General features: G+C 73.0%; 22 protein-coding genes. 5 read left to right on the forward strand and 17 right to left on the reverse strand.

Features of this window, described 5'->3' with window-relative positions:
- From ACQPXB_RS27300 to ACQPXB_RS27335, 8 genes are all read right to left on the reverse strand, one after another.
- A complete protein-coding gene (locus tag ACQPXB_RS27300) occupies positions 1 to 1941 on the reverse strand; it encodes a hypothetical protein (RefSeq protein WP_432844903.1) in 1941 nt (646 codons plus the stop codon).
- A gap of 10 nt (positions 1942 to 1951) precedes the next feature.
- On the reverse strand, positions 1952 to 2368 hold the full coding sequence (locus ACQPXB_RS27305) for a hypothetical protein (protein ID WP_386945038.1): 417 nt from the start codon (positions 2366 to 2368) through the stop codon (positions 1952 to 1954).
- A gap of 29 nt (positions 2369 to 2397) precedes the next feature.
- On the reverse strand, positions 2398 to 3246 hold the full coding sequence (locus ACQPXB_RS27310; protein WP_366576792.1) for an ESX secretion-associated protein EspG: 849 nt from the start codon (positions 3244 to 3246) through the stop codon (positions 2398 to 2400).
- A 302-nt stretch (positions 3247 to 3548) separates the two neighbouring features.
- Positions 3549 to 4478, reverse strand: a complete 930-nt coding sequence (locus ACQPXB_RS27315) for a 2-dehydropantoate 2-reductase (RefSeq protein WP_432844904.1) — start codon at positions 4476 to 4478, stop codon at positions 3549 to 3551.
- A gap of 83 nt (positions 4479 to 4561) precedes the next feature.
- Positions 4562 to 5068 (reverse strand): DinB family protein, encoded by a 507-nt coding sequence (locus ACQPXB_RS27320; protein ID WP_432844905.1) that lies wholly within the window; start codon positions 5066 to 5068, stop codon positions 4562 to 4564.
- A gap of 32 nt (positions 5069 to 5100) precedes the next feature.
- Positions 5101 to 5604: a DUF302 domain-containing protein gene (locus ACQPXB_RS27325; RefSeq protein WP_432844906.1), complete on the reverse strand. Its 504-nt coding sequence runs from the start codon at positions 5602 to 5604 to the stop codon at positions 5101 to 5103.
- A gap of 54 nt (positions 5605 to 5658) precedes the next feature.
- Positions 5659 to 6876 (reverse strand): MFS transporter, encoded by a 1218-nt coding sequence (locus tag ACQPXB_RS27330; RefSeq protein ID WP_432844907.1) that lies wholly within the window; start codon positions 6874 to 6876, stop codon positions 5659 to 5661.
- Positions 6877 to 6979: 103 nt separating this feature from the next.
- Positions 6980 to 7471 carry a winged helix-turn-helix transcriptional regulator gene (locus ACQPXB_RS27335; protein ID WP_432844908.1) on the reverse strand — a complete coding sequence of 164 codons (492 nt, stop codon included), beginning with the start codon at positions 7469 to 7471 and terminating at the stop codon, positions 6980 to 6982.
- A 183-nt stretch (positions 7472 to 7654) separates the two neighbouring features.
- Here ACQPXB_RS27335 and ACQPXB_RS27340 point away from each other — a divergent pair, with 183 nt between their 5' ends.
- Positions 7655 to 8605, forward strand: a complete 951-nt coding sequence (locus ACQPXB_RS27340) for a hypothetical protein (RefSeq protein WP_366576802.1) — start codon at positions 7655 to 7657, stop codon at positions 8603 to 8605.
- Between the two features lie 21 nt (positions 8606 to 8626).
- On the opposite strand, the gene ACQPXB_RS27345 is transcribed toward ACQPXB_RS27340, so the two are convergent.
- The 5 genes from ACQPXB_RS27345 to ACQPXB_RS27365 form a co-directional block, all read right to left on the reverse strand.
- On the reverse strand, positions 8627 to 9325 hold the full coding sequence (locus ACQPXB_RS27345; RefSeq protein ID WP_432844909.1) for a flavin reductase family protein: 699 nt from the start codon (positions 9323 to 9325) through the stop codon (positions 8627 to 8629).
- 85 nt (positions 9326 to 9410) lie between these two features.
- Positions 9411 to 10226, reverse strand: coding sequence for an FAD binding domain-containing protein (locus tag ACQPXB_RS27350; RefSeq protein WP_432844910.1), 816 nt, complete (start codon positions 10224 to 10226; stop codon positions 9411 to 9413).
- Positions 10223 to 10693 carry a (2Fe-2S)-binding protein gene (locus ACQPXB_RS27355; protein WP_432844911.1) on the reverse strand — a complete coding sequence of 157 codons (471 nt, stop codon included), beginning with the start codon at positions 10691 to 10693 and terminating at the stop codon, positions 10223 to 10225. Before ACQPXB_RS27355 ends, ACQPXB_RS27350 begins: the two co-directional genes overlap by 4 nt.
- Position 10694: 1 nt before the next feature.
- Positions 10695 to 12959 (reverse strand): xanthine dehydrogenase family protein molybdopterin-binding subunit, encoded by a 2265-nt coding sequence (locus ACQPXB_RS27360; RefSeq protein WP_366576809.1) that lies wholly within the window; start codon positions 12957 to 12959, stop codon positions 10695 to 10697.
- 84 nt (positions 12960 to 13043) lie between these two features.
- Complete coding sequence (locus tag ACQPXB_RS27365; protein ID WP_432844912.1) at positions 13044 to 13808, reverse strand: sulfite exporter TauE/SafE family protein; 765 nt, start codon at positions 13806 to 13808, stop codon at positions 13044 to 13046.
- A gap of 164 nt (positions 13809 to 13972) precedes the next feature.
- Here ACQPXB_RS27365 and ACQPXB_RS27370 point away from each other — a divergent pair, with 164 nt between their 5' ends.
- The gene (locus ACQPXB_RS27370) at positions 13973 to 14956 is read left to right on the forward strand and encodes a LacI family DNA-binding transcriptional regulator (RefSeq protein ID WP_432844913.1); all 984 of its coding nucleotides are present in this window, start codon (positions 13973 to 13975) and stop codon (positions 14954 to 14956) included.
- 27 nt (positions 14957 to 14983) lie between these two features.
- Here ACQPXB_RS27370 and ACQPXB_RS27375 read toward each other — a convergent pair whose 3' ends face one another.
- Entirely contained in the window at positions 14984 to 15619 is a 636-nt protein-coding gene (locus ACQPXB_RS27375; protein WP_366576814.1) for a GTP cyclohydrolase II, read from the reverse strand.
- 98 nt (positions 15620 to 15717) lie between these two features.
- On the opposite strand from ACQPXB_RS27375, the gene ACQPXB_RS27380 reads away from it, so the two are divergent.
- Entirely contained in the window at positions 15718 to 16197 is a 480-nt protein-coding gene (locus tag ACQPXB_RS27380) for a MarR family winged helix-turn-helix transcriptional regulator (protein WP_432844914.1), read from the forward strand.
- 16 nt (positions 16198 to 16213) lie between these two features.
- On the opposite strand, the gene ACQPXB_RS27385 is transcribed toward ACQPXB_RS27380, so the two are convergent.
- The 3 genes from ACQPXB_RS27385 to ACQPXB_RS27395 form a co-directional block, all read right to left on the reverse strand.
- Entirely contained in the window at positions 16214 to 16963 is a 750-nt protein-coding gene (locus ACQPXB_RS27385) for an FHA domain-containing protein (RefSeq protein ID WP_432844915.1), read from the reverse strand.
- A gap of 68 nt (positions 16964 to 17031) precedes the next feature.
- Positions 17032 to 17865: an FHA domain-containing protein gene (locus tag ACQPXB_RS27390; protein WP_366576819.1), complete on the reverse strand. Its 834-nt coding sequence runs from the start codon at positions 17863 to 17865 to the stop codon at positions 17032 to 17034.
- Positions 17862 to 19676, reverse strand: a complete 1815-nt coding sequence (locus tag ACQPXB_RS27395; protein ID WP_432844916.1) for a serine/threonine-protein kinase — start codon at positions 19674 to 19676, stop codon at positions 17862 to 17864. Before ACQPXB_RS27395 ends, ACQPXB_RS27390 begins: the two co-directional genes overlap by 4 nt.
- A gap of 468 nt (positions 19677 to 20144) precedes the next feature.
- Between ACQPXB_RS27395 and ACQPXB_RS27400 the strand changes: the two genes are divergently transcribed.
- Both ACQPXB_RS27400 and ACQPXB_RS27405 read left to right on the forward strand, forming a co-directional pair.
- Positions 20145 to 20414: a DUF3040 domain-containing protein gene (locus tag ACQPXB_RS27400; protein ID WP_366576823.1), complete on the forward strand. Its 270-nt coding sequence runs from the start codon at positions 20145 to 20147 to the stop codon at positions 20412 to 20414.
- 63 nt (positions 20415 to 20477) lie between these two features.
- A complete protein-coding gene (locus ACQPXB_RS27405; RefSeq protein WP_432844917.1) occupies positions 20478 to 21524 on the forward strand; it encodes a DNA polymerase IV in 1047 nt (348 codons plus the stop codon).
- The last annotated feature ends 50 nt before the right edge of the window (positions 21525 to 21574 follow it).

Genomic DNA, 21574 nt, shown 5'->3' on the forward strand with positions numbered 1-21574 from the left:
TCACTTCCAGTCCTTGTTCTTCCAGTCACCGATCACCGGCGGCGCGACGACCTCGTCCGGAGCGAAGAAGCTCGGGTCGTCCGACTCCACGTAGTCGGCGATCTTGTGCTCCTTGTCCTCCGGGCCCTTGCCGCCCTTCTGGCCAGCACCCATGCCGCCCATGCCCGGCGACCCGGCCGCGCCCTTGGCGCCCGCCTGCGCGGCACCGCCACGCGCGGCCAGCTCCTCCTCGGTCGCCGCGGCGCCGGAACCGGCACCCGCGCCCGCCGCGGAGCCCGCGCCACCGAGGCCCGCGCCCTTGATGCCGGCGCCACCACCGATGCCGCCGATCCCGCCGCCACCGGCACCGCCGCCACCACCGAGGCGGCTGCTGATGCTCTCGCCGTTGATGCCGCCACCACGGCCGATGGTCGGGATCTTGCCCGAGCCGCCGCCGATGCCGCCACCGGAGCCGCCGAGCGAACCGCCGCCGACGCCCGTGCCGGGGTTGAACGGCGGCGGGGTGAAGCCCGTGCCCGAACCCGAACCGCCGCCCAGGCCACCGCCGCCGACACCGCTGCCCGGGTTGAACGGCGGCGGGTTGAAGCCGCCTCCGCCGCCGACCCCGCCACCGGCGGGACCGTCGGGCACGTTCAGCGGCGGGGGCGTGAAGCCCGAGGTCTTCGTGGTCTCGTCGGCCGGCAGGCCGGAGCCGCCGCCGAAGCCGCCGCCACCCAGGCCACCGCCACCGACGCCACCGGGGCCGTCGGGCACGTTGAGCGGAGGCGGGTTGAAGCCACCGCCACCACCCGCACCGCCGCCGGCGCCGCTTCCGGAACCGCCGCCGAGGCCGCCGCCACCGACACCACCCGGGCCGTCGGGCACGTTGAGCGGAGGCGGGTTGAAGCCGCCACCCGCGCCACCGCCGGCACCGCCACCCGCGCCGCCGCCGGCAGCACCACCTCCGGCGCCGCCGATCGGCAGGCCGTCGGGGCCGATCGGGCGCCCGTCGGGGCCGACCGGGAGACCTTGGCTCCCGGCACCGCCACCGCCGGCGCCGCCCGCGCCGCCGCCGCCGTTCGCGCCGGTCGAGCCAGGAAGCTTCGGCGGAGCCGCGAACGCCGGCGTGACGACGGCCGCGCCGATCGTGTGGTCGTACTGCGTCATCAGCTGCGCCGCCTGCTGGCGCGCGGCCTGCTGCTCGGTGAAGGTCGCCATCGCCTTGGACGCCTGCGCGGCGTACTCGGTGGGGTCCTTGATCTGCTGCAGCTGCGCGTTGGCCTGCTGCACGTCGAACTGCACCGGCGGGTTCGCGGCCATCGCGATCTGCGTCTCGTTCAGCGCCTGCGAGTGGATCTCCTGCTGGCGCCCGGCCAGGGTCGCGCCCTGGGCGGTGGTGCCGAGCCACTTGCCGACGTTCGCGAGGTGCTCGCGCGCCGCGTCGCCGCCGGCACCCTGCCAGTTGCTCGTGCTCGCGTTGATCGCGTTCGCGAGGTTCTGCTGGTGCGTGGCCAGGTCGTTGCCGACGCGCACCCACTCCTCCGACGACTCGGCGACGGTGGCCGAGTTCGCCTGCTGGGTGATGGCCTGCTGCATCTGCTCGTGCGTCGCCTGCGACCAGTCGGTGTAGGGCGCGCCGTCGTTCTGGCGCAGCTGGAGACCGTCGTGGAGCCCGGACTTCGCCTCCACGAGCCGCTGCTCGTAGAGCTCCTGGATCTTCTGGTTGCGCACGTTCGGGTCGACGACGGGGCCGAGCCAGCCCTGGGCGATCTCGTCGTCGATCTCCTTGGTCGCCTCGGCGCGGATCTGGTCACCGGAGGCGACGTCGTCCGGCTTGACCGGGCCGACGTAGTACTTCGACGACGAGTCGGCCGTCACGTCGTAGTAGGGGCTGTGCGGGTCGTAGTCCGGTGACGACGGGTCTGAGACCGCCGAGGTGGACGGGTCGGTTGTCGTGGCCACGAGATCCTCCTCAGGTCAGCTCGTCGACGGGGAGACGGTTGATCGTGTCGCGCGTCCCGGCTTCGGTGTTGCTGTAGTTCTGCTTCGCCAGCTTGATCGCCTCGACATACGTCGGGAACTCGTCGCGCGCGGCCTGCAGCTGCGTGAGCAGGCCCTGGGCGTCGCTGGCGGTGTTCAGCATGTGGGTCGACACCCATTTGCCGGTCGCGGTGGAGGACATGGCCGGGGCCGTGCCCAGCTTCTGCAAAGCGTCCCACCGCGCCTGAAGGGTGTCGATCACACCTTCGAGCGCTTGGATCATCTGGTTGCCGGTGGTGTCGTCCACCGCGAAACTTCCGGTCTGCGCCAATCGCTTCAGCTCGGTCCCGGACAACTGCGGCATCACTTCACGCGCAGTCATCTTCGCCGGGGTCGCGTCGTCGGCCACCGGGTCTCCCTCCTCTTGGTGCGCGCGCGTCAGTAGACGGCGGCGATGGCGTTCTGCACGGCGCGGGCCACTTCGGACCGCCCTGCGGGGACGTACTTCGCGCTCAGTTCACCGGCCTCGCCGGCGGTGGTGTGGACCAGGTAGCGGCCGTCCTGCGTGTCGAGCCAGCTCAGCGGGTCGGCCGCACGCAGCTCGCCGTGCCGGCCCCAGCCGGTGACGGTGAGGTGGCCGCCGCCGAGGCGCGGCGCGGCCATGACGCGCTCGAGCACCTCGGTGCTGCCGGGCGTCGGCGTCACGCGGGGGTCGGTGCGGCTGGGCCGCACGGTCCCGCGGACCTCGATCATCCCGAACGCGTCGGTCTCTTCCTCGTCCTCGGCCGCCTCGGCGATGCGCCGCGCGGTCATCGCGGACACGGCGCGCGTCGCCTGCCGGCTGACCGTGTGGGCGCCGGTCGTCGCGGCGCGCGCCGGAGGCAGCACGCCGGTGACGACGTCGACGAGGTCCTCGTCGGCGAAGAGCGAGAACAGCAGTTCGTCGGTGCGCGGGTTCTGCGTGATCCCGAGCGCCTGCCGGCCGTCGCTCAGCGCGAGCACCGCGATGTCGGCGCCGACACCGTCGACCCCCGCCACCGCGACGGAGACGCGCGGCCGGGCGAGCAGCCCGAACGCCGTCTGCACATGGGGGCTGAGCTCGCCGTGGGTGGAGAGCCGCTTGTCCTCCATCGCCCGGTAGACCTGGGTCGCCACGCGGACGAACCGGATGGGATCCGAAGGCACCGTGCCGATTCGCAACGGGTACTGGCGGATGTCACCGCCGGTTGCCTGGCTGACCACAAGAGCTTCGAAGACGTCGAGAACGAACTCGAACCTGTCCGCCATACCCGAGAGCTTCCTTCCCCACGGCGGGTCGTGCACGGCGCTGCGCCGCGGTCCGGACACCTGCGCCAAAAGGGGCGCAGATGTCACTGATCGGAGCGTAGCAGTCCTGGTGTGGCGGGAAATCACCACTCGAACCGGTGCCCGAAAGACCATCCGTCCGTGTCAACCCGGGCACGGCCTTCGTGCCCTTCCGCACCCATCACGTGGGCCGGAGCCGATTCGGTTCACCGCTGCCGGGAAAAAGTTCGCGGACTTCCCAGGAGGCGCCGAAACGGGGTTCGTTCAGGTTCGTTCCGGCGGCCTCAGCCCAGCCGTGCCTGGTACACGCGGAGGTTGAGCCGGACCAGTTCCAGCAGTGGTACGGACACCCCGAGCGCGTGCGCCCGCTCCACGAGGTCGCCGAAGATCTGCTCGCCCTCCACGGGCAGCCCGGCCGTGAGGTCGCGGTAGAGCGAGGGCGCGCGCGGGGAGCCGACCTCGGTCACGGAGCCGCGGGCGTTTTCCAGGGCGGCCGCGTCCAGCGGGTGCCCGGAGGCCGCCGCGACGGCCGCGCACTCGGCGACCACGGCCTCGGCGAACGCGATCCCGCCCGGCTGCCCGGCGACGTCGCCGACGGTGCCGCGCATGAGCGAGGTCACGGCGCCGATCGAGGCGATGAACACCCACTTCGCCCACATCGCCGCCGTGATGTCCGGGGACAGCGCCGTGTCGAAGCCCGCGCCCGACAGCAGTTCGTGCACCTCGGCGAGCCCGGCCGGCGCCGGCTCGGTGCGGGCGCCGTAGGTCAGCGACTGGAGGTCGAACAGGCGGCGGATGTCGCCGGCACCGTCCACAGTGGTCATCACGATCGCGACGCCGCCGAGCACCCGCTCCTCGCCGAAGCGGGCCACGAGCGCGTCGAGGTGGCGCAGGCCGTTGAGCACCGGCAGCACGAGGGTGTCCGGCCCGACCGCCGGCGCCACGTCCTCGATCGCCTGCTCGAGCCCGGCGGCCTTGACCGTGAACAGCACGAGGTCGTACGGCTCGGTGAGCTCGCCGGCGCGCACGAGCTTCGGGGTGAGCACGGTCTCCTCGCCGAGCCCGGTGATCCGCAGGCCGCGTTCCATCAACGCCGCCGCGCGCCCGGGGCGCACCAGAAAGGTCACGTCCCGGCCGGCCTGCACCAGCCGGCCGCCGAAGAACCCGCCGGTCGCGCCGGCACCCACCACCAGGATTCGCTTCGCGCTCGTCACCCGTCCGACACTAGGCCCCTGGCTTGCCTAGGACAAGTCAGGGTCGGCGCAGTCACACCTCGAGCTTCGCCGGGGTCTTCGGATCAGACGCCGACGACGCCGTCGACGCCCTCGCGCAGGAAGTCGGCGTGGCCGTTGTGCCGGGCGTACTCGTGGATCAGGTGCAGCATCACCAGCCGCAGGGAGACGTCCTCGCCCCACCGCGCGTTGTACGCGACGAGGTCGAGCGACTCGGCGGCCGCCTCGATCCGCCGCGAGTGCTCGACCTCGGCCTGCCACGCGGCGAAGGCCTCGGCCCGCGTGCCGTCGGTGGCGTCGTAGGCGGCCTGGTAGTCGCCGTCGGCCGACCAGACGAGCGGCACGTCCTCGCCGCCGATCACGCGACGGAACCAGGCTCGCTCGACCTCGGCGAGGTGGCGAACGAGCCCCAGCAGCGACAGCGTCGAAGGCGGCATCGACTGCCGGCGCAGCTGCTCGTCGGAGAGCCCGTCGCACTTCATCGCGAGTGTCGCGCGGTGGAAGTCGAGGAACGCACGCAGCATTTCCCGCTCCCCCGCGATCGCCGGCGGCCCGATCCGTTCCGTCGCCACGGCTCCCCCTTAACCCGATGGCCCGTCCGGCCTCAGGCTACCGGCGCGTCGAGGTGCTCCAGCAGGGCCGCGACCTTGTCGTCGAGCTCCCGGCCGACGGCCGTCACCGCCGGGTTGCCGAAGCTGCCGAAGCGGCTGCTCGGGAGGTCGACGGTGAACCACGTGGCACCGTCGGCGTCCTCGTGGATCGTGGTGCGCAGGGGCGCGTAGAGCATCACGCCGGGCTGGTGGACGAACATCCGCTGCGCGATCGTGTGGTTGCCCATCAGGTACTCCGTGCACGGGCGCGCGGGTGCGGCGAGGCTCATCAGCGCGCCGACGTCGGTCTGCCAGTACCGCAGGAACCCGAAGGGCGTGCTCGCGTCGGCGGCCGCCCGGACCTCGGTCCAGCTCGGGCTCTCGGCCACGAGCCGCGCCAGCTCGTCTCCGGGCAGCTTGGGCACGGCCTCTTCGTACCGCGCGCGGAACTGCGCGAACGGCGCCGCCACCGGCACCTCCAGCCGCACCGCCTCGTGCGCGACCCGGCGTACGGACATGAGCCCTCCCGTTCCCTGTGGACTGCCTGCTGTGGACTGTCTGTTACGGACTGTCTATTGTGGACTGGCGCGGCGGCGGATCTCCAGGAACACCAGCGGGGCCAGCACGAGACAGCACCCGCCGACCACGGCCGCGACGAGCACGGTCGCCGCGGCCAGCCCTTGCGCGAGCGAGAGCAGGCCGACGCCGATCACCGGGCCGCCGAGGCCGAGGTAGCTGACCACGAAGTAGCTGCCGATCACCGCGCCGCGTTCGGCCGGCGGCGTCACGGCGGTGAGCTCGGCCAGCGCACCGGTGAACACGAGCCCGTGGCCGGTTCCCGTGCCGAGCATCGCCGGCACCACGAGCCACCCGACGCCGGCCTCGTTCGCCACGACCAGCAGCGCCAGGCCCGCGGCGAGCACAACGAGCCCGATCGCCTGCGCGGACGTGGGCGCGAGCCTGCCCGCGCCGAGCTGGACGAACCCGGACGTGGCGATCATCAGCGTCAGCGCGCCCGCCGCGATCGCGAGGTTCGCCGAGCCGAGCAGGCCCGACACGAGCGAGGGCACGACGGCGGAGAACATCCCGAGCACCGCCCACGCCAGGAACGAGCACGCGCCGGCGATGAGGAACGTCCGCCGGACCACGGGCGGCACGCCGAGCCGCGGCCGCCACCGGCGCTTCGTCCCCGAGCCCGCCGCGCGCGGGGTCCGGACCACGAGCAGCACCACCAGGGCGACGGCCACCGCGTGGACCAGGAACGACAGCTGCCGCGGCAGCGGGCCGTACTGCGCGAGCAGCCCGCCCGCCAGCGGTCCGAGCGCGAGCCCGAACGTGACGCACGCCGTCGCCGTCCGCGCCGCCCGGCGCTGGCCGCGCGCGTCCTGCCCGGCGCTGTCGTTGAGCATCGCCTGCGCCGCCGCCGCGCCGGCACCCATGCCGAGCCCCTGCAGCACGCGGGCCAGGAACAGCCAGCCCGTGCCCGTGGCGAGCACGAAGACGAGGTCGCCGGCGAGGAACGCGACGAGACCGCACAGCATGAGCGGCCGGCGCCCGACGGCGTCGGACAGCGGCCCGGCCACCAGCAGCGCCGGCACGATCACGGCCACCGCGACCGCGTAGAGCAGGGTCTGGATCAGCGCGGAGAAGCCGAACGTGGTGCGCAGCAAGGCATACAGCGCACTCGGCAGGTTGTTGCCCACGTACAGCGCGGCCAGCGTCGCCGCACCGGCGGCGAACGCCCCGCGCGCGGCGGAAACGGGCACCTCCGCCAGACGTGGCTGCGACATGCCCGCACGGTAGAACGTTGACTTGTTCCGCGCAAGCCAGCTTCAGGCCACGAGAACGACCAAGGGGCGCCCGGCGGGTGCGCGGACGCCCCGGGAAACGGGGTCAGCTCACGGGTTCGGCAAGCGGCACGGGTTCGGGCGAGCGCCACGGCCTATACCAGCGCATGTCCTCGCGCCGCATCGGTTCGCCGCACTCGTCGCACATCGTGCCCGGGCGGGTGCGCGCCCCGCAGGCGTCGTGGACGATCAGCATGGGTTCCGCGGGCGGGTCGGACCGGGTGTGCTCGTCGCCCCACTCGGCGAGGGACAGCAGTACCGGCAGCGCGTCGGCGCCGGCCTTCGTCAGGCGGTACTCGTGACGCGTGCGGCCGCCTTCGCGGTACGGCACGCGCGTGAGCAGTCCCGCTTCGGTGAGTTTGGCGAGCCGGGTCGTCAGCACGTTGTCGGCGATGCCGAGCTCGTCGCGGAACTCGTCGAAGCGCGTGGTGCCGGTGGTGGCGTTGCGCAGGATCAGCAACGTCCACGGTTCGCCGAGCACGTCGACCGCCCGGGCGATCGGGCACGCGTGTCCGGACCACTGGATGCGTCGGGCCATCACCGCTCCCTTCCTTCCGCCGCACCGCGTTCGCTGCCTTTCGCGGCGCAAGCCGTCACCGACCGTAGCACGGGACGAGCCGGACTGGACCATTCGGCCGGGCACAGCGGCTTCACAGCAACACACAGGAAACAGACAGGTGGAATCCGGTGCAACGCAGGGGTTCCGCGGCGTTGTCCCGGTATGGCAAGACGGCTGAGATGGACGCTCGCCGCCGCGGGGCTCACCGCGACGGTCCTCACGACAGCGGTCGTCGTCACCGCGAGCACGCGGCACATGACGACGATGCCCGCGGCGCAGACGCTGCCGCCGCCCTCCTCCTCGCCGCCGACCACGAGCGAACCGCCGACGTCCTCGACGACCCCGTCGGCTCCGGCCACTTCGGAGACTCCCCTGCCCGACCCCTCGGTCGTGGCCGACGACGTGACCGACGCGGTGAGCGCCGCGTCGAAGGGCACGAAGGTCGGGCTCGCGGTGTACGACACGAAGACGGGCAAGACCCTCGCGCTCGCCGACCCGGAAACCCCGTACTACACGGCTTCCGTGGTGAAGCTGCTCATCGCGCTCGACTCGCTGTACGACGACGGCACCTGGCAGGTCCCCACCGACGACACCGCCGACGAGCTCACCGACATGATCTCCGGCAGCAACGACGCCGTCGCCGACAAGCTGTGGGAAGCCGACGGCGGGACCGCGATCGTCGGGCGGATGGCCGACCTCATCGGGCTTTCGCACACGCTCGAACCGACGGACCCTGGCCAGTGGGGCATGACGAAGATGAGCCCCGACGACGTGGTCACCACCTACCGCTACCTCACCGACACCGTGCCCGATGCCACGGCGCAGCCCCTGCTCACCGCGATGGCCGACGCGCGCCAGCCCGCCGACGACGGCTACCCCCAGTACTTCGGCATCCCCGACGGCCTGCCCGGCGCGACGTGGGAAATCAAGCAGGGCTGGATGATCCTGCGCTCGGCCCTCGTGCTCAACACCACCGGGATCGTCGACTCGCGCTACGTCGTGGTGCTGCTGACGCAGCAGCCGGCCGCCACGTCGTCGGCGAAAGGCCGCGCCGCGGTGACCGCGGGCATCAAGGCCCTGGCGCCGGCACTGGCCGCCTGGACCGCGGGCTGACCGGTCGGCGGCCGGAAGCTCTCAGTCGGTCCGGACCACGGCCCGCCGGGCCCGGTCGATGTCCGGACCCCGGTACAGCCGCTCCGGAATGGACGCCAGCGTCGACTCGCGCACCTGCGGGCCCAGGCCGTAGAGCTTCTGGAAGCTCATGATCAGCGGGCGCCACGCGTCGGGGTCCACGTGGTCCTCGGTGCCGGGCAGGCGGATGTCGTCGTGGACGAAGACGCGCTGGACGCGGACCTCCAGGCCCAGGACGGAGCCGTGCTGGGCCTCGTCGTCGGCGGCGAAGGGGTGGGTCGCCTCGAGGACGGCCTCCATGGCCACCGGGCACTCGGCCACGCGCGGCGGCGCGACCGTCTCGGACGCCACCGGAGTCAGCCCCGCGCGGCCGAACTTGTCGGCGACGTGGAAGTAACCGCGCTGCTGCTTGCCCGGTGGCACCGGGTCCGAACCCGTCGTGAGCGCGAGCCGGTCGACGGCCGCGGCGAGAGCGGAAGAAGGCAGGTTCAGCACGCATTCACGCGTGCGGAGCAGGTTCTGGGTGGTCTTCGAGCGCGCGCCCAGGCCGAGCATGGCTCGCCAGCCGAGCCAGAACGCCGAGGACATCGGGGCCAGGTTCGCCGAACCGTCCTCATTGGTCGTGGAGATCAGCACCACAGGGGTGCCGAAGTACAGGATTCCGGGCTCGATGGCCGTGTGCAAGGGAAACGTCGTGGTCACGTCCCCCAGTCTGCGCACGCGAGGGCCCCGCGGCTGGCGGGAAACGGACGTCGCGATCACGCCCGTTCCCCGCCGGCCGCACGGTTCAGGCGATGCCCGCCGCCAGCAGTGCGCGCCGCGTCAGCACGCGTGCGAGGTGCCGGCGGTACTCCGCCGACGCGTGGGGCTCGTCGGGCGGCGAGGTGTCCTCGGCGGCGAGCGCCGCGGCCTCGTCGGCCGAAGCGCCGTCGGCCAAGGCTTTCTCCGTCGCCGCGGCCCGCAGCGGGGTGCCGCCGAGGTTGATCAGCCCGACGGACTTGCCCACCACCGCGACGCCCACGATCGCCCAGTCGATGTTGCGGCGCGTGAACTTCTCGAAGCCCCAGCCGAGCCCGGCCTGGCTGGGCAGGCGGATCTCGGTCAGCAGCTCGTCCGGTTCCAGCGGCGTGGTGAACGGGCCCAGGAAGAACTCCGCGGCCGGGATCCGCCGCTCCCCCGCCGGGCCGCGCGCGACGAGCACGCCGTCGGACGCGAGGATCACCGCGGGCAGGTCGGCGGCCGAGTCGGCGTGCACCAGCGAACCGCCGAGCGTGCCGCGGTGGCGCACCTGCGGATCGCCGACGGCGCCCGAAGCGTGCGCGACGAGCGGTGCGTGCTCGGCGAGCACGGGGTCGCCTTCGAGGTCGTGGTAGCGCGTCAGCGCGCCGATCACCACCTCGTTCCCGTCGAGCCGCACGAACTTCAGCTCGTCGAGCGGCGCGATGTCCACGACGATCTCGGGTGCCGCGAACCGCAGTTTCATCAGCGGCAGCAGCGAATGCCCGCCGGCGAGCAGCTTCGCGTCCTCGCCGTGCTCGGCCAGCAGCGCCAGTGCCTCGTCCACAGTGGACGCCCGGCGGTAGGAGAACTCGGCGGGGATCACCGGTCCACCTCCTGGCCCGACGCTTCGACGACGGCGCTCACGATGTTGTGGTAACCCGTGCAGCGGCACAGGTTCCCTTCGAGCGCCTCCCGGACCTCGCGTCGCGACGGCCGCGGGTTCTCCTTCAGCAACGACACCGACACCATCATCATGCCCGGCGTGCAGAACCCGCACTGGAGCCCGTGCTGCTCGCGGAACGCGCGCTGCACGGGGTGCAGCTCGCCGTCGTCGCCGGCCAGACCCTCCACTGTGGTCACTTCGTGGCCTTCGGCCTGCGCGGCCAGCACCGTGCACGACTTCACCGACTCGCCGTCGAGCAGGACCGTGCAGGCGCCGCACGAAGTGGTGTCGCAGCCGATGTTCGTGCCGGTGAGCCCGACGGTGTCGCGCAGGTAGTGCACCAGCAGCGTCCGGTCCGGCACCTCCCCGGCCGTGGTCCGGCCGTTCACCTCGATGGAGACCCGCACGTCAGTCCGCCTTCCTCACGTCGTTCAGGGCCGCCCAGACCCGCATCGGGGTGGCCGGCATGTCCAGGTGCCGCACGCCGAGGTGGGCGAGCGCGTCGACCACCGCGTTGTGCACCGCCGGCGTCGACCCGATCGTCGCGGCCTCGCCGATCCCCTTGACGCCCAGCAGGTTCCGGGTCGTGGGCGTCGCCATGTCCACGAGCTCGAAGTCAGGCAGCTCGGTCGCGGTCACGAACGAGTAGTCCGCGAGCGTGGCCGTGGTCGGGTTGCCGTCGTCGTCGTAGTTCACGACCTCCAGCAGCGCCTGCGCGATGCCCTGGCCGAGCCCGCCGTGGCGCTGGCCGCGGAAGGTCAGCGGGTTCACCACCGGCCCGGCGTCGTCGACCGCGACCAGCCGCCGCACCTCGACCTTGCCCGTCTCCGTGTCGACCTCGACCACGGCGAGGTGCGCGCCGAACGGGAACGTCGGCTTGCCGTCGCCGAACCACACGTTCGCCGACAGCGCCGTGCTCTCGGCCGAGGACACGACCCGCGCCCAGTCGAGCGTGGTGCTCGACGGCGCGCCGCGCACCTGCCAGACCCCGCGCTCGGTGTCGAGCTCCAGGTCCTCGGGCGCCGCCTCGAGCAGGTCGGCCGCGAGCTCGCGGGCCTGGGCGATCACCTCGTCGGCCGCCTGCCGGATCGCCGAGCCGCCGAGCTGCAGCGACCGAGAGCCGAACGTGCCGACCGCGCGCGGGACCTCGTCGGTGTCGCCGTGCTTCACGGTGATCTTTTCCAGCGGCACGCCGAGCTGGTCGGACAGCAGCATCGCCAGCGACGTCGCCAGCCCCTGGCCGTGGGGCGAGCTGCCCGTGTAGGCGGTGACCGAGCCGTCTTCGTGGATGTCGACGCGGCCGCTCTCGCCGCTCGCGTCGCCGCCGGTGATCTCGACGTAGGCCGCGATCCCCAGCCCCAGCGCCACCGGGTCGCCCGCGGCACGGCGCAGCTCCTGCTCCGCCCGCAGCTCGGCGTAGCCCGCGGCTTCGAGCGCCTTGTCCAGCGCCGCCGCGTACTCGCCCGTGTCGTAGTCCCCGCCGGTCGGCGTGGTGTACGGGAACTCCTCCGGGCGGATGAAGTTGACCCGCCGCACCTCGGCGGGATCCATCCCGATCTCGGCGGCGAACAGGTCGATCGCGCGCTCGACCGCGGCCGTCGCCTCGGGCCGGCCCGCGCCGCGGTAGGCGGCGATCGGCGTGGTGTTCGTGACCACGCAGCGGCTGCGCGTCTGCACCACCGGGAAGCGGTACACGCCGGGCGCCATCATCTCGGTCAGCGTGGGCAGGAACATGGCGCGCGGGTAGGCGCCGCTGTCCTGCACGACGTCGATCCGGTACGCGAGCACCGTCCCGTCGCGCTTCCCGCCGATGGTCACGGTGTTCTGCTGCGCGCGGCCGTGGGTCATCGCCGTGAGGTTCTCGCTGCGCGACTCGGTCCACCGCACCGGCCGCCCGACGGCCCGCGCGGCCCAGCCGAGCAGGCTCGCCTCGGGGTCGGCGCCGATCTTGGCGCCGAAGCCGCCGCCGACGTCCGGCGCGATCACGCGCACCCGTTCCTCGTCCAGCTCAAGGGCGCTCGCCACCGAAGTCCGGGCGATCTGGGCGTTCTGCGTGGACAGCCACAGCGTCAGCCGCCCGTCCTCGCCCCACGCCGCCGATCCGCCGCGCACTTCGAGCGACGCCGGGGCCACGCGAGGGTTGAGGATCGTCTGCGTGACGACGGCGTCGCAGTCCGCGAACACCGCGTCGTCGAACTCCGCGGCGCCGTTCACCTGCATGACGTTGCCGGTGTCACCGGCACCGGGGAACAGCTCGGTCTCCCCCGCCAGCGCGGCGTCGATGCTCGCCACCGCGTCGAGCGGGTCGTAGTCCACGTCGACCAGCTCCGCCGCGTCGGCCAGCTGGTAGCGCTCTTCAGTGAGCACCAGCGCGACGGGTTCGCCGACGTAACGCACGACGTCCGTGGCGAGGAACGGTTCGGTGACGGGACCGGTCTGGCGAGGCGCGAGGTCGAGGTCCGCCGCCGTGAAAACCCCGACGACTCCCGGTGCCTGCTTCGCCTCTTCGGTGTCGATGCCGGAGATGCGCGCGTGGGCGATCGGGCTGCGCACGAAGACCGCGTGGACCGCGCCGGTGAGCGCCGCCTCCCGCAAGTCGTCGACGTACGTTCCGCCCGAGGTGATCAGCTTCTCGTCCTCGACGCGCACCACGCGGGTGCCGACAATGCTCATCTGGCCTCCTGCTCGGGTACCCCGCCGATCATGCCCCCTGAGGTACCCGCGCGTCAGCCTGGTCCGGCAACGAATCCGCTGCGATCAGCCGGCGTAGGCCTCCCGCGCGAGCACCACCGCGAGCACGAGCCCGCCGGCCGCGATCGCGATCCGCAACGGGGTCGCGGGAAGATACCGCACGAGAATCGAACCGAGCCACGAACCCGCCACCGAACCCAGGCACACCGCGAGCGCCGCGGGCCAGAGCACGCGGCCGGTGAACGCGAAGACGGCCGCGGCGATCAGGTTCGCCGTGCCCGTGGCGATGTTCTTCGCCGCGTTCGTGCGGGCCAGCGGCTGTGTCCACACGGTGGTGAGCAGCGCGAGCATCAGAACGCCCGCAGCGGCACCGAAATAACCGCCGTACACGCCGACGAGAAACGCCGCGGCGCCGGTGACCGGGCCGATGCCGTGGCGCTCCGAGCCTTCCGCCAACCGGCGCAACCGCGGACCCGCCAACAGGACCACCGACGCGCCGCCGATCAGCCACGGGACCACCACGGTGAACGCGCCGGGCGGCGTCAGCAGCAGCACGAGCCCGCCGCACCCGCCGCCGGCCGTGGTGATGAGGCACAGCGGCAGCAGGCGGCGCCACTGCCCTTTCAGCTCGGGCCGCGCGCCGGCGGCCGCGCCCGCGGTGGTGCCGAGCATCGCGACGGTGTTGGTCATGTTCGCGACCACCGGCGGCATCCCGGCGGCCAGCAGCGCGGGGTACGACACGAGCGAGGCCAGTCCGGCGGTGGCGCCGACGAGGCCGGCGCCCGCTCCGGCGAGCAGCAGGAGGAGGAACTCGCCCGCGTCGATGATCACGCCCGCCATCAGAACACGCGTTCTCGCGCCGCCGTATAGGTTGTTATACAAGTCACTTCCGGTTGAACGGACACCGCCGAACGGACGCCCGGCGACCGGCGGACAGGCGAGTACGTTGAGGGGAAGGCAACCCGCCCGGTGCTCGGATTCCCCTTGGAGGACCGATGCGCGTCACGATCGCGGAGGTCGCCCGCCGAGCGCGGGTGAGCAAGACGACCGTGTCCCGGGTGCTCAACAACAAGTCCGACGTGGACGCCGCCACCGCCGTGCGCGTGCGCGAGGTGATCGCCGCGACGGGCTACATCCCGAGCGCCGGGGCCGTCGGCCTTGCGAGAGGCCGGACCCGGCTCGTCGGGGTCCTCGTGCCGGGCCTCTCGCCGCCGGGTGTCGGCGAGGTGTTGCAGGGAGTGGCCGACATCGTCGAGGCGAGTGACCACGGCCTGCTCCTGAGCACCGCCGCCCGGGGCGCGGATTCGCTCGAGCGCTTCACCCACCAGGTGCGGGCGCACGCCTTCGACGGGCTGCTGCTGCTCGACCCGCCGGCCGCCGTCACGGACAACGACGCGCTGCGCGACTCCGACCTGCCCGTGGTGGTGGTCGACGGGTCGCGTTCCGCATTCCCTTCGGTGACCGGCGACGACGCCGCGGGAGCGGCCGCGGTCGCCCGGCACTTCCTGGCGCGCGGCCGGCGCCGCGTCGCCGTGGTGACGGGTCCCGACGAGCACGCGGCCGTCCGGCTCGCCGGATTCCGGTCCGTTCTCGAAGAAGCCGGTTCAACGCTCACCGGGAACGCCGTCACCGAGGCGGTTTCCACCGCGGCCGGCGGCCGCGCGGCAGTGCGGCGGCTCGTCGCCTCGGGCGTCGGGTTCGACGCCGTGTTCGCCTGTGACGATGTGGTGGCCGCCGGTGTCCTCACCGGACTGCGCGAAGCCGGCCGCACTGTGCCCGGGGACGTCGCCGTGGCCGGGTTCGGCGACCAGCCGCTCGCGGCGTTCACGCAGCCGCCGCTCACGACCGTGCGCCGGCCGCTGCGCGCCCTCGGGGAAACGGCGGCCCGCCGCCTGCTCGGCAAGCTGACCGGCGACTCACCGCTCGAAGGGATGACCGTGCTGCCGACCGAGCTGGTGGTGCGGGAGTCGGCGCCCTGACGCGAACGACGTCCGATGTGGACGGATTCAGCTGGCGAGGCCGGCGTGGCCGAACCCGGCGGGCAGCACCAGGCTGTGCCCGGTGTGCTCGACCTTCGCGCGCAGGTACCGGACGTTGGTCTCCGTCGCGAACACCCCCGTGCGCACGCGGTCGCGCACGTCGAGACCGTGGGCGGTCAGCTGCGCGGCCTTGTCGGGGTTGTTCGACAGCAGGTCGAGCCGGCTCACGCCGAGCGCGGTGAGCATCTGCGCGGCGGCGGTGTAGTCGCGGGCGTCCTCGGGCAGGCCGAGCGCGGCGTTGGCCTCGTAGGTGTCGAGGCCGCCGTCCTGCAGCGCGTACGCGTCGAGCTTGTTGTACAGGCCGATGCCGCGGCCTTCCTGGCGCAGGTAGAGCAGGTAGCCGCCGGTCTCGGAGATCCGCGCGACCGCTTCACGCAGCTGCGGGCCGCAGTCGCAGCGGGCCGAGCCGAAGACGTCGCCGGTCAGGCACTCGGAGTGCATCCGCACGAGCGGCACCGGGCCCGGCTCGCCGAGCACGAACGCGAGGTGCTCCAGCCCGTCGGCGAGGCCGCGGAACGTCACGGCCTCCGCGTCGACGGAGACGTCGTCACCCAGCCGCAGCGGGATCCGCACCCGCGTACGCACCTCCGCCACCGTCGCCATCGGCTGCTCCGTTCTCCCAGGTGGTTCAAATTCGAACCACGACTTGATCGACCCTACAACATGGTTCAAATTCGAACAACCTGCGTTACCATGGGCGCATGGCCGACCCCCGATGGCTCACGGATCGCCAGCTGAAGACCTGGCAGGCCTTCCTGGCGGTGAGCTCACAGCTCACCCGTCGCGTCGAACAGCAGCTTCGCGACGACGCGGGGCTTTCGCACCCACAGTACGAAGTTCTGGCGCGCCTCGCCGCCGCCGGCGGCGCCCTGCGCATGACGGAGCTGGCGGGCGCGGCTCTCACGTCCAAGAGCGGGCTGAGCTACCAGGTCGGCCAGCTGGAGAAGACGGGGCTCGTCGGGCGCCGCTCGTGCGAGTCCGACGACCGCGGCGTGATCGCGTTCCTGACCGATCTGGGCTGGTCACAGCTTCGCGAGGCCGCCGCCGGGCACGCCGCGCTGGTGGGCGAACTGCTCGTCGACGCGCTGACGCCCGAGCAGTTCGGCGCGTTCAGCACCGTGCTCGACACCCTGGAGTCCCGGCTGCGCGGCGCCCAGGCGCCGCAGCGAACCGCCGTGTGACGCTCGGCACCCCGCATTACGAGCCGACTGTCCTCTGTGTCCAGTCGGGCACGCGCGGTTGCGGAACCGGCTCGGCGGCCAGCAACGCCAGGTCCGGCGGCACGAGCACGGCCGCGGCGAGCAGGGCACCGAGCAACCGGTCGTTTCCGCTCGCCGGGTGGAACCGGGCCCGCACGCCGTCGAGGGCGGCCCGCACGCCCGGCGGCGTCCAGTCGCCGCCGGGGTCCAGCAGCGCGAGCTGAGCCGCCGCCCGCTCCGCCGGCACCGCCCGGGGCTGCGCCTCCCAGCGCAGGAAGCTCTGGCCGACCACGGTGAGCGCCAGCCGTTCGCGCGCGTCGAGGGTTCCGTCCGGCACGGGTGGCACGGTGGGCACGGCGGGCCTGCCGTCGGCCACGTGCACCTCCAGCACGTGCTCCCGCCCGCGCGAGCCGTGCACGAACAACGGCAGGTACCCCGCGGGCAGCGCGACCGGCGCCGCGCCGGTGAACAAGAGCCGCGATTCCGGCAGCCGCAACGGGACCTTGCCCGTCGCCCGGACCCACCAGCGGTCGCGGTGGTGCTCCAGCACGCCGTGGCGGCGGCTCACCCGCCGGTCGTCCTCCCCGACCGGCACCGAGACCTCCGCGGTGTTGCGCCCGAACGTCACCGGGCCCGGCGCCGAGGGCGGCACCAGCACTCCCCCGGCGAGCCCGAGCACGACCAGCGTGCCGGGCGGTGACGCGAAGCCCCGCGCCAGGCTCGGATGCCCGGCGGGCAGAGCCCGCATCCCCTCACCCGTCACCTCGTCCCCCGCCCGTTCCCGGCGCGGGGCCTGCCCCACCGCGCGCCGGGAGGCTAACCGGGCGGAGCCGGGACCCCTCCCGGAGCGGCTTCGTCGGGTGGCTCGAGCAACGCGAGGTCCGGCGGCACCAGCGAAGTGGACAGCAGGAGCTCCTTCACGAGGTTGTCGTTGAGGGAGTTGCCCACCGGCTCGCCGACCTCTTCGCGCGTGAGGCCCGCGACGCCGGCGCGCGCGAGCCGCGTCCGCACGGCGACCACGAGGTGCTCCACCCGTTTGGGCGTCCAGCGGCTGCCGGGCGCCAGCTCCGAGAGCTGCTCGGCAACCTGCCGCCACGCCATCGGCTGCGGGTACGGCTGCTGCAGCAGGTAACGCTGGGCCAGCGAGACGAGCACGAGCCGCTCTTCGGGGCTCAGCCGCCACATGCGCGGGGGCTCGGTCACGTCCTGCGGGCGCGACTCCGGCCGGCGGCCGTCCGCCCCGGACACGTACAGCTCCAGCAGGTGCTCGCGGTCGGCCGAACCGCGCACGAACACCGCCGTGTAACCCTCCGCGAGCGGCACGGGCTCCTCGTCGGGGAACAACAGGCGCGAGCCGGGCAGGCGGATCGGCTGCCGCCCGGTGTTGTGCATCCACCACGCGTCGCCTCGGCGCACGAGGAAACCCTGTTTGCGGCTGACCTTCCGGTCGTCCTCCCCCACGCACACGTGGACGTCCTCGCGGTTGCGTCCGAAGAGGACTTCCCGGCCGTCGCGGGGCGGCATGCGCACGCCGCCGGTCACGGCCAGCGCGAAGATCGTGCCCGGCGCCGCGGGCGGCACCCCGTAGGCGAGGCTGCCGTGGTCGGCGCCGAGGGACTCGGCCGGCCCGCCGGATCGCAGCGCGGTCATGCCTGCGGCAGCTTCGCGACGACGTCGCCCGCCAGCGACGTGGCCGGGCCGCAGAGGCCCTGCGACGGCGGGTCGCCGTGGACCACCACCTTGATCTGCTCCACCGCGGCCTCCCCGTGCGCGTCCGTGTAGGTCCGGTACACCAGCAGCGCCTGGCACGTGTTGTCGGCGAAGTCGTCGGTCGCGAGGTACGCGTCGTGCCCGGAGACCTTCACGAGCTGGCCCGAGTCGCCGTCCGGCGGCTGGTCGCGATCGAAGATCACCGTGACCGCGCGGTCCGACGCCGAGCTGTCCCAGTCACAGGTCCAGTTCCCGTAGCCCGGCGTCACCTGCACCGGCGCCGTGACGCGGGCGGTGGTGCCGAGCGAAGCTGAGCTCAGCAGCGAGCAAGCGTCCACTTCGGACAGCGAGCCGGACGGGACCGGCGAGGTCCGCGCCGGCACGCCCGCGACGGCGAGCACCTTCGTCGCCGACGCGACGGCGACGTCGGCGGGCTTGCACGTGTCGAGGTTGTCGCCGTCGTCGTCGGACACCGTCACGCGAACGAGGTACTTGTCCTGCAGCTGGATCAGGCGCACGCAGGCGCCGTCCTGCGCGGGGTCGCCGAACACGTCGAACGGGCCGGAGCGCGAGCGCTGCCCCTCCGGTGCGGCGCCGTCGGACGGCGGGTCTTCCAGCTCGACCTTCACGTCGGCCTGCAGATCGTTGCCCCGCTTGAGGATCACGTCGCAGCGGTCGAAGTTGCCGTAGTCGGGATCGACCTCGGGCTCACCGAACGGGCGCAGCGGCACCGCGTCCACGAGCCGGCACGGATCGGCCGAGTGCGGGTCCTTGCCGATGCCGAGCTTCGCCGGCGCGGCCGGCACCTTCGAAGCCGCGGCAGGGGCCGGTGCCTGGCCACTGTCGGGCAGCAGGACCAGGGTCACCGCGGCGAGCACCACGACGGCGGCGACCGCCCCCGCGATCATGAACCGGCGCCGACCGCCGGAACGGCGCAGCGGCGGTGCGGGAGGCAGCCCGCCCACGCTGCCGGCCAGCAGGTCGTGCGCGGCGGAGGCGGTGGGCCGGTCTTCGGGAGCCGTCCGCATCAACGCGGCCAGCACGGGTGTGAGGTCACCGGCCTTGCGCGGCGGCGGGACCGCACCCTCGGCCGCGCGCCGGATGGTCGCGTACTCGTTGCCGCCGCCGAAGGGCGGAGCGCCCTCGACGGCGGAGAACAGCGTGGCACCCAGGGAGAAGACGTCGGACGCGGCGGTCGGCGGGTGCCCCTGGGCGACCTCCGGCGCGAGGTAACCGGGGGTGCCGCCGATGTGCGGGGAGTCGGTGACCGTCTCGTCCGTGCGGACCGAGCGCGAGATGCCGAAGTCGGTGAGCTTGGCGCGGCCGTCGTCGGTGATGAGGACGTTGCCGGGCTTCACGTCGCGGTGCACCACGCCGCCCTCGTGCACCGCGGCGAGCGCGCCCGCGACCTGCACGCCGATCTCGGCGACCGTGCGCACGGGCAGGCTGCCCTCGGCGGCGAGGACCTCGGCGAGGCTGCGCGAGGGCACGTACTCCATCACGAGCCACAGCTCGTCGCCCTCGGCGACGACGTCGAAGAAGGTCACCACGTTCGGGTGCTGCACGCCGGCGGCGAGCCGGGCTTCGCGACGCAACGTGCGGCCGCTGACCGCGTCCGAGAGCCGGGCTTGCTTGAGCGCCACCTCGCGGTCGAGCTGCTCGTCGTGCACACGCCAGACCACGCCCATGCCGCCGGTGCCGATCCGCTCGAGCAGTCGATAGCGCTGCGCGATCAGCTGGTCACCCTGCACCGACGCTCCCCTCGGCGTGGTCGGACCTCTGTGAGGTAACGCGCAGTAACGATACTGCATCACGTCCGATGGCAGGAAGCGCCCCGGATCGGGACCACTCCCCCGCCGCCCCGAGGGCAACCACGTCGACCCGGCCGTCCACTGCGAGGTCGGGATCGACAAATCGTCCCGCGCAGGTTACGTCGGGCCCGAGCCGTGACGTCGGTCCCGATTCCCTTGCGCGCCAACGGGAACCGGCACCGCAGCGCACTGCGCTGCGTGAGCGCCGGGGTCACCCGTCCGGCCGATCAAGTGTCCACAGAGGACACCGAAACCGGCACGGTGGTCCAGGATTCGACGTATAGACCGTTATACGGATGGGTGCGGCCGGGTGAATCCGCCGGGCAGCGCCCGGATCCGCGGTTGGATCACGGTGGCCGGGGGTATCTGGCGGACGTGACGGCAGGCGCGCCGCCGAAGGAGACTTCCATGCTCAGTCACCACGAACGCAGCGAGCTGGACAAGATCGAACGCTGGTTCGAGTTCAGCGATCCGGAACTGGCGGCGGCGCTCTCGCGGGGCAAGCCGGCCCCGAAACGCCGCTTGCTCACCTTCTTCGCGGTGCTCTTCGACGTCTCGGCCGTCGCGTTCCTCGTGACCGGTCTCGTCACCACGAGCCCCGCCTTCACGCTGTGCGCGCTGCTCGCCGCCGGCGGCGGGGTGGCGCTGCACATCGTGCGCGGGCACGGCCGCTCCTGACGCGGCGGCGCCCGCGGCGCGTCCGACGTGCGTCGACCGAGGTCCGCACCGCACACTGGTGGGGTGTCCGCCTGGGTCCTGCACGTCGATCTCGACCAGTTCATCGCCGCGGTCGAGATCGCGCGCCGGCCCGAGCTGCGCGGCCGGCCGGTGGTCGTGGGCGGCAACGGCGACCCCACCGAGCGTGCCGTGGTGGCCACCGCGTCCTACGAGGCCCGCGAGTTCGGCGTGCAGTCCGGCATGCCGCTGCGGCTGGCCGCGAAACGCTGTCCCGACGCGGTGTTCCTGGCCACCGACGCGCCCGTCTACCAGGAAGTCTCCGACCGCGTGATGGCGCGGCTGCGCGAGCTGCCGGTGGTGGTCGAGGTCCTTGGGTGGGACGAGGCGTTCCTCGGCCTCGACACCGACAACCTCGGCACCGACGACCCCGAGGCGTTCGCGGCCGAGGTCCGCCGGGCGGTCGAGGACGAGACCGGGCTTTCGTGCTCGGTCGGCATCGGCGACAACAAGCTGCGCGCCAAGCTCGCCACCGGGTTCGCGAAACCCGCCGGGATCTTCCGCCTCACGCAGGAGAACTGGTGGGCCGTGATGGCCGAGCGGCCCACCGACGCGCTGTGGGGCATCGGGCGCAAGACCGCCAAGAAGCTCGCCGAAGCCGGGTTCACCACCGTGCTGCAGCTGGCCGGCGCCGACGCGGACGACCTCGCCGCCCGCTTCGGCCCACGCCTCGGCCCGTGGTACCGGGTGCTGGCGGGCGGGATCGGCGACGCCGAGGTCACCGCCACGCCGTACGTCGCGCGCTCCCGCAGCCGCGAGACCACGTTCCAGCAGGATCTCACCGATCCGGCTCGCATCGCGGAAGAAATCGACACCCTCGCCGTGCGGGTCGCCCACGACGTCGTGGACGAAGGCCGCCCGGCGGCGCGCGTCGCGGTGAAGGTGCGCTTCGCGCCGTTCCACACGCACACCCACAGCATCACGCTGCCGGAACCGACGTCGGACGCCGCGGCGATCGGGCGCGCCGCCCGCGAGGTGCTCGGGATGTTCACGCTCGGCAAGCCGATCCGCCTGCTCGGCGTTCGAGCGGAGTTCCCCCACCCGCCCGCGTGACCCGACGGCGGGTGCGCGTTTGGCGGCGCCCCGGCGGGGTAACCGGCGCT

The organism is Amycolatopsis sp. CA-161197, assembly GCF_050942255.1.
Classification (GTDB): Bacteria; Actinomycetota; Actinomycetes; order Mycobacteriales; family Pseudonocardiaceae; genus Amycolatopsis.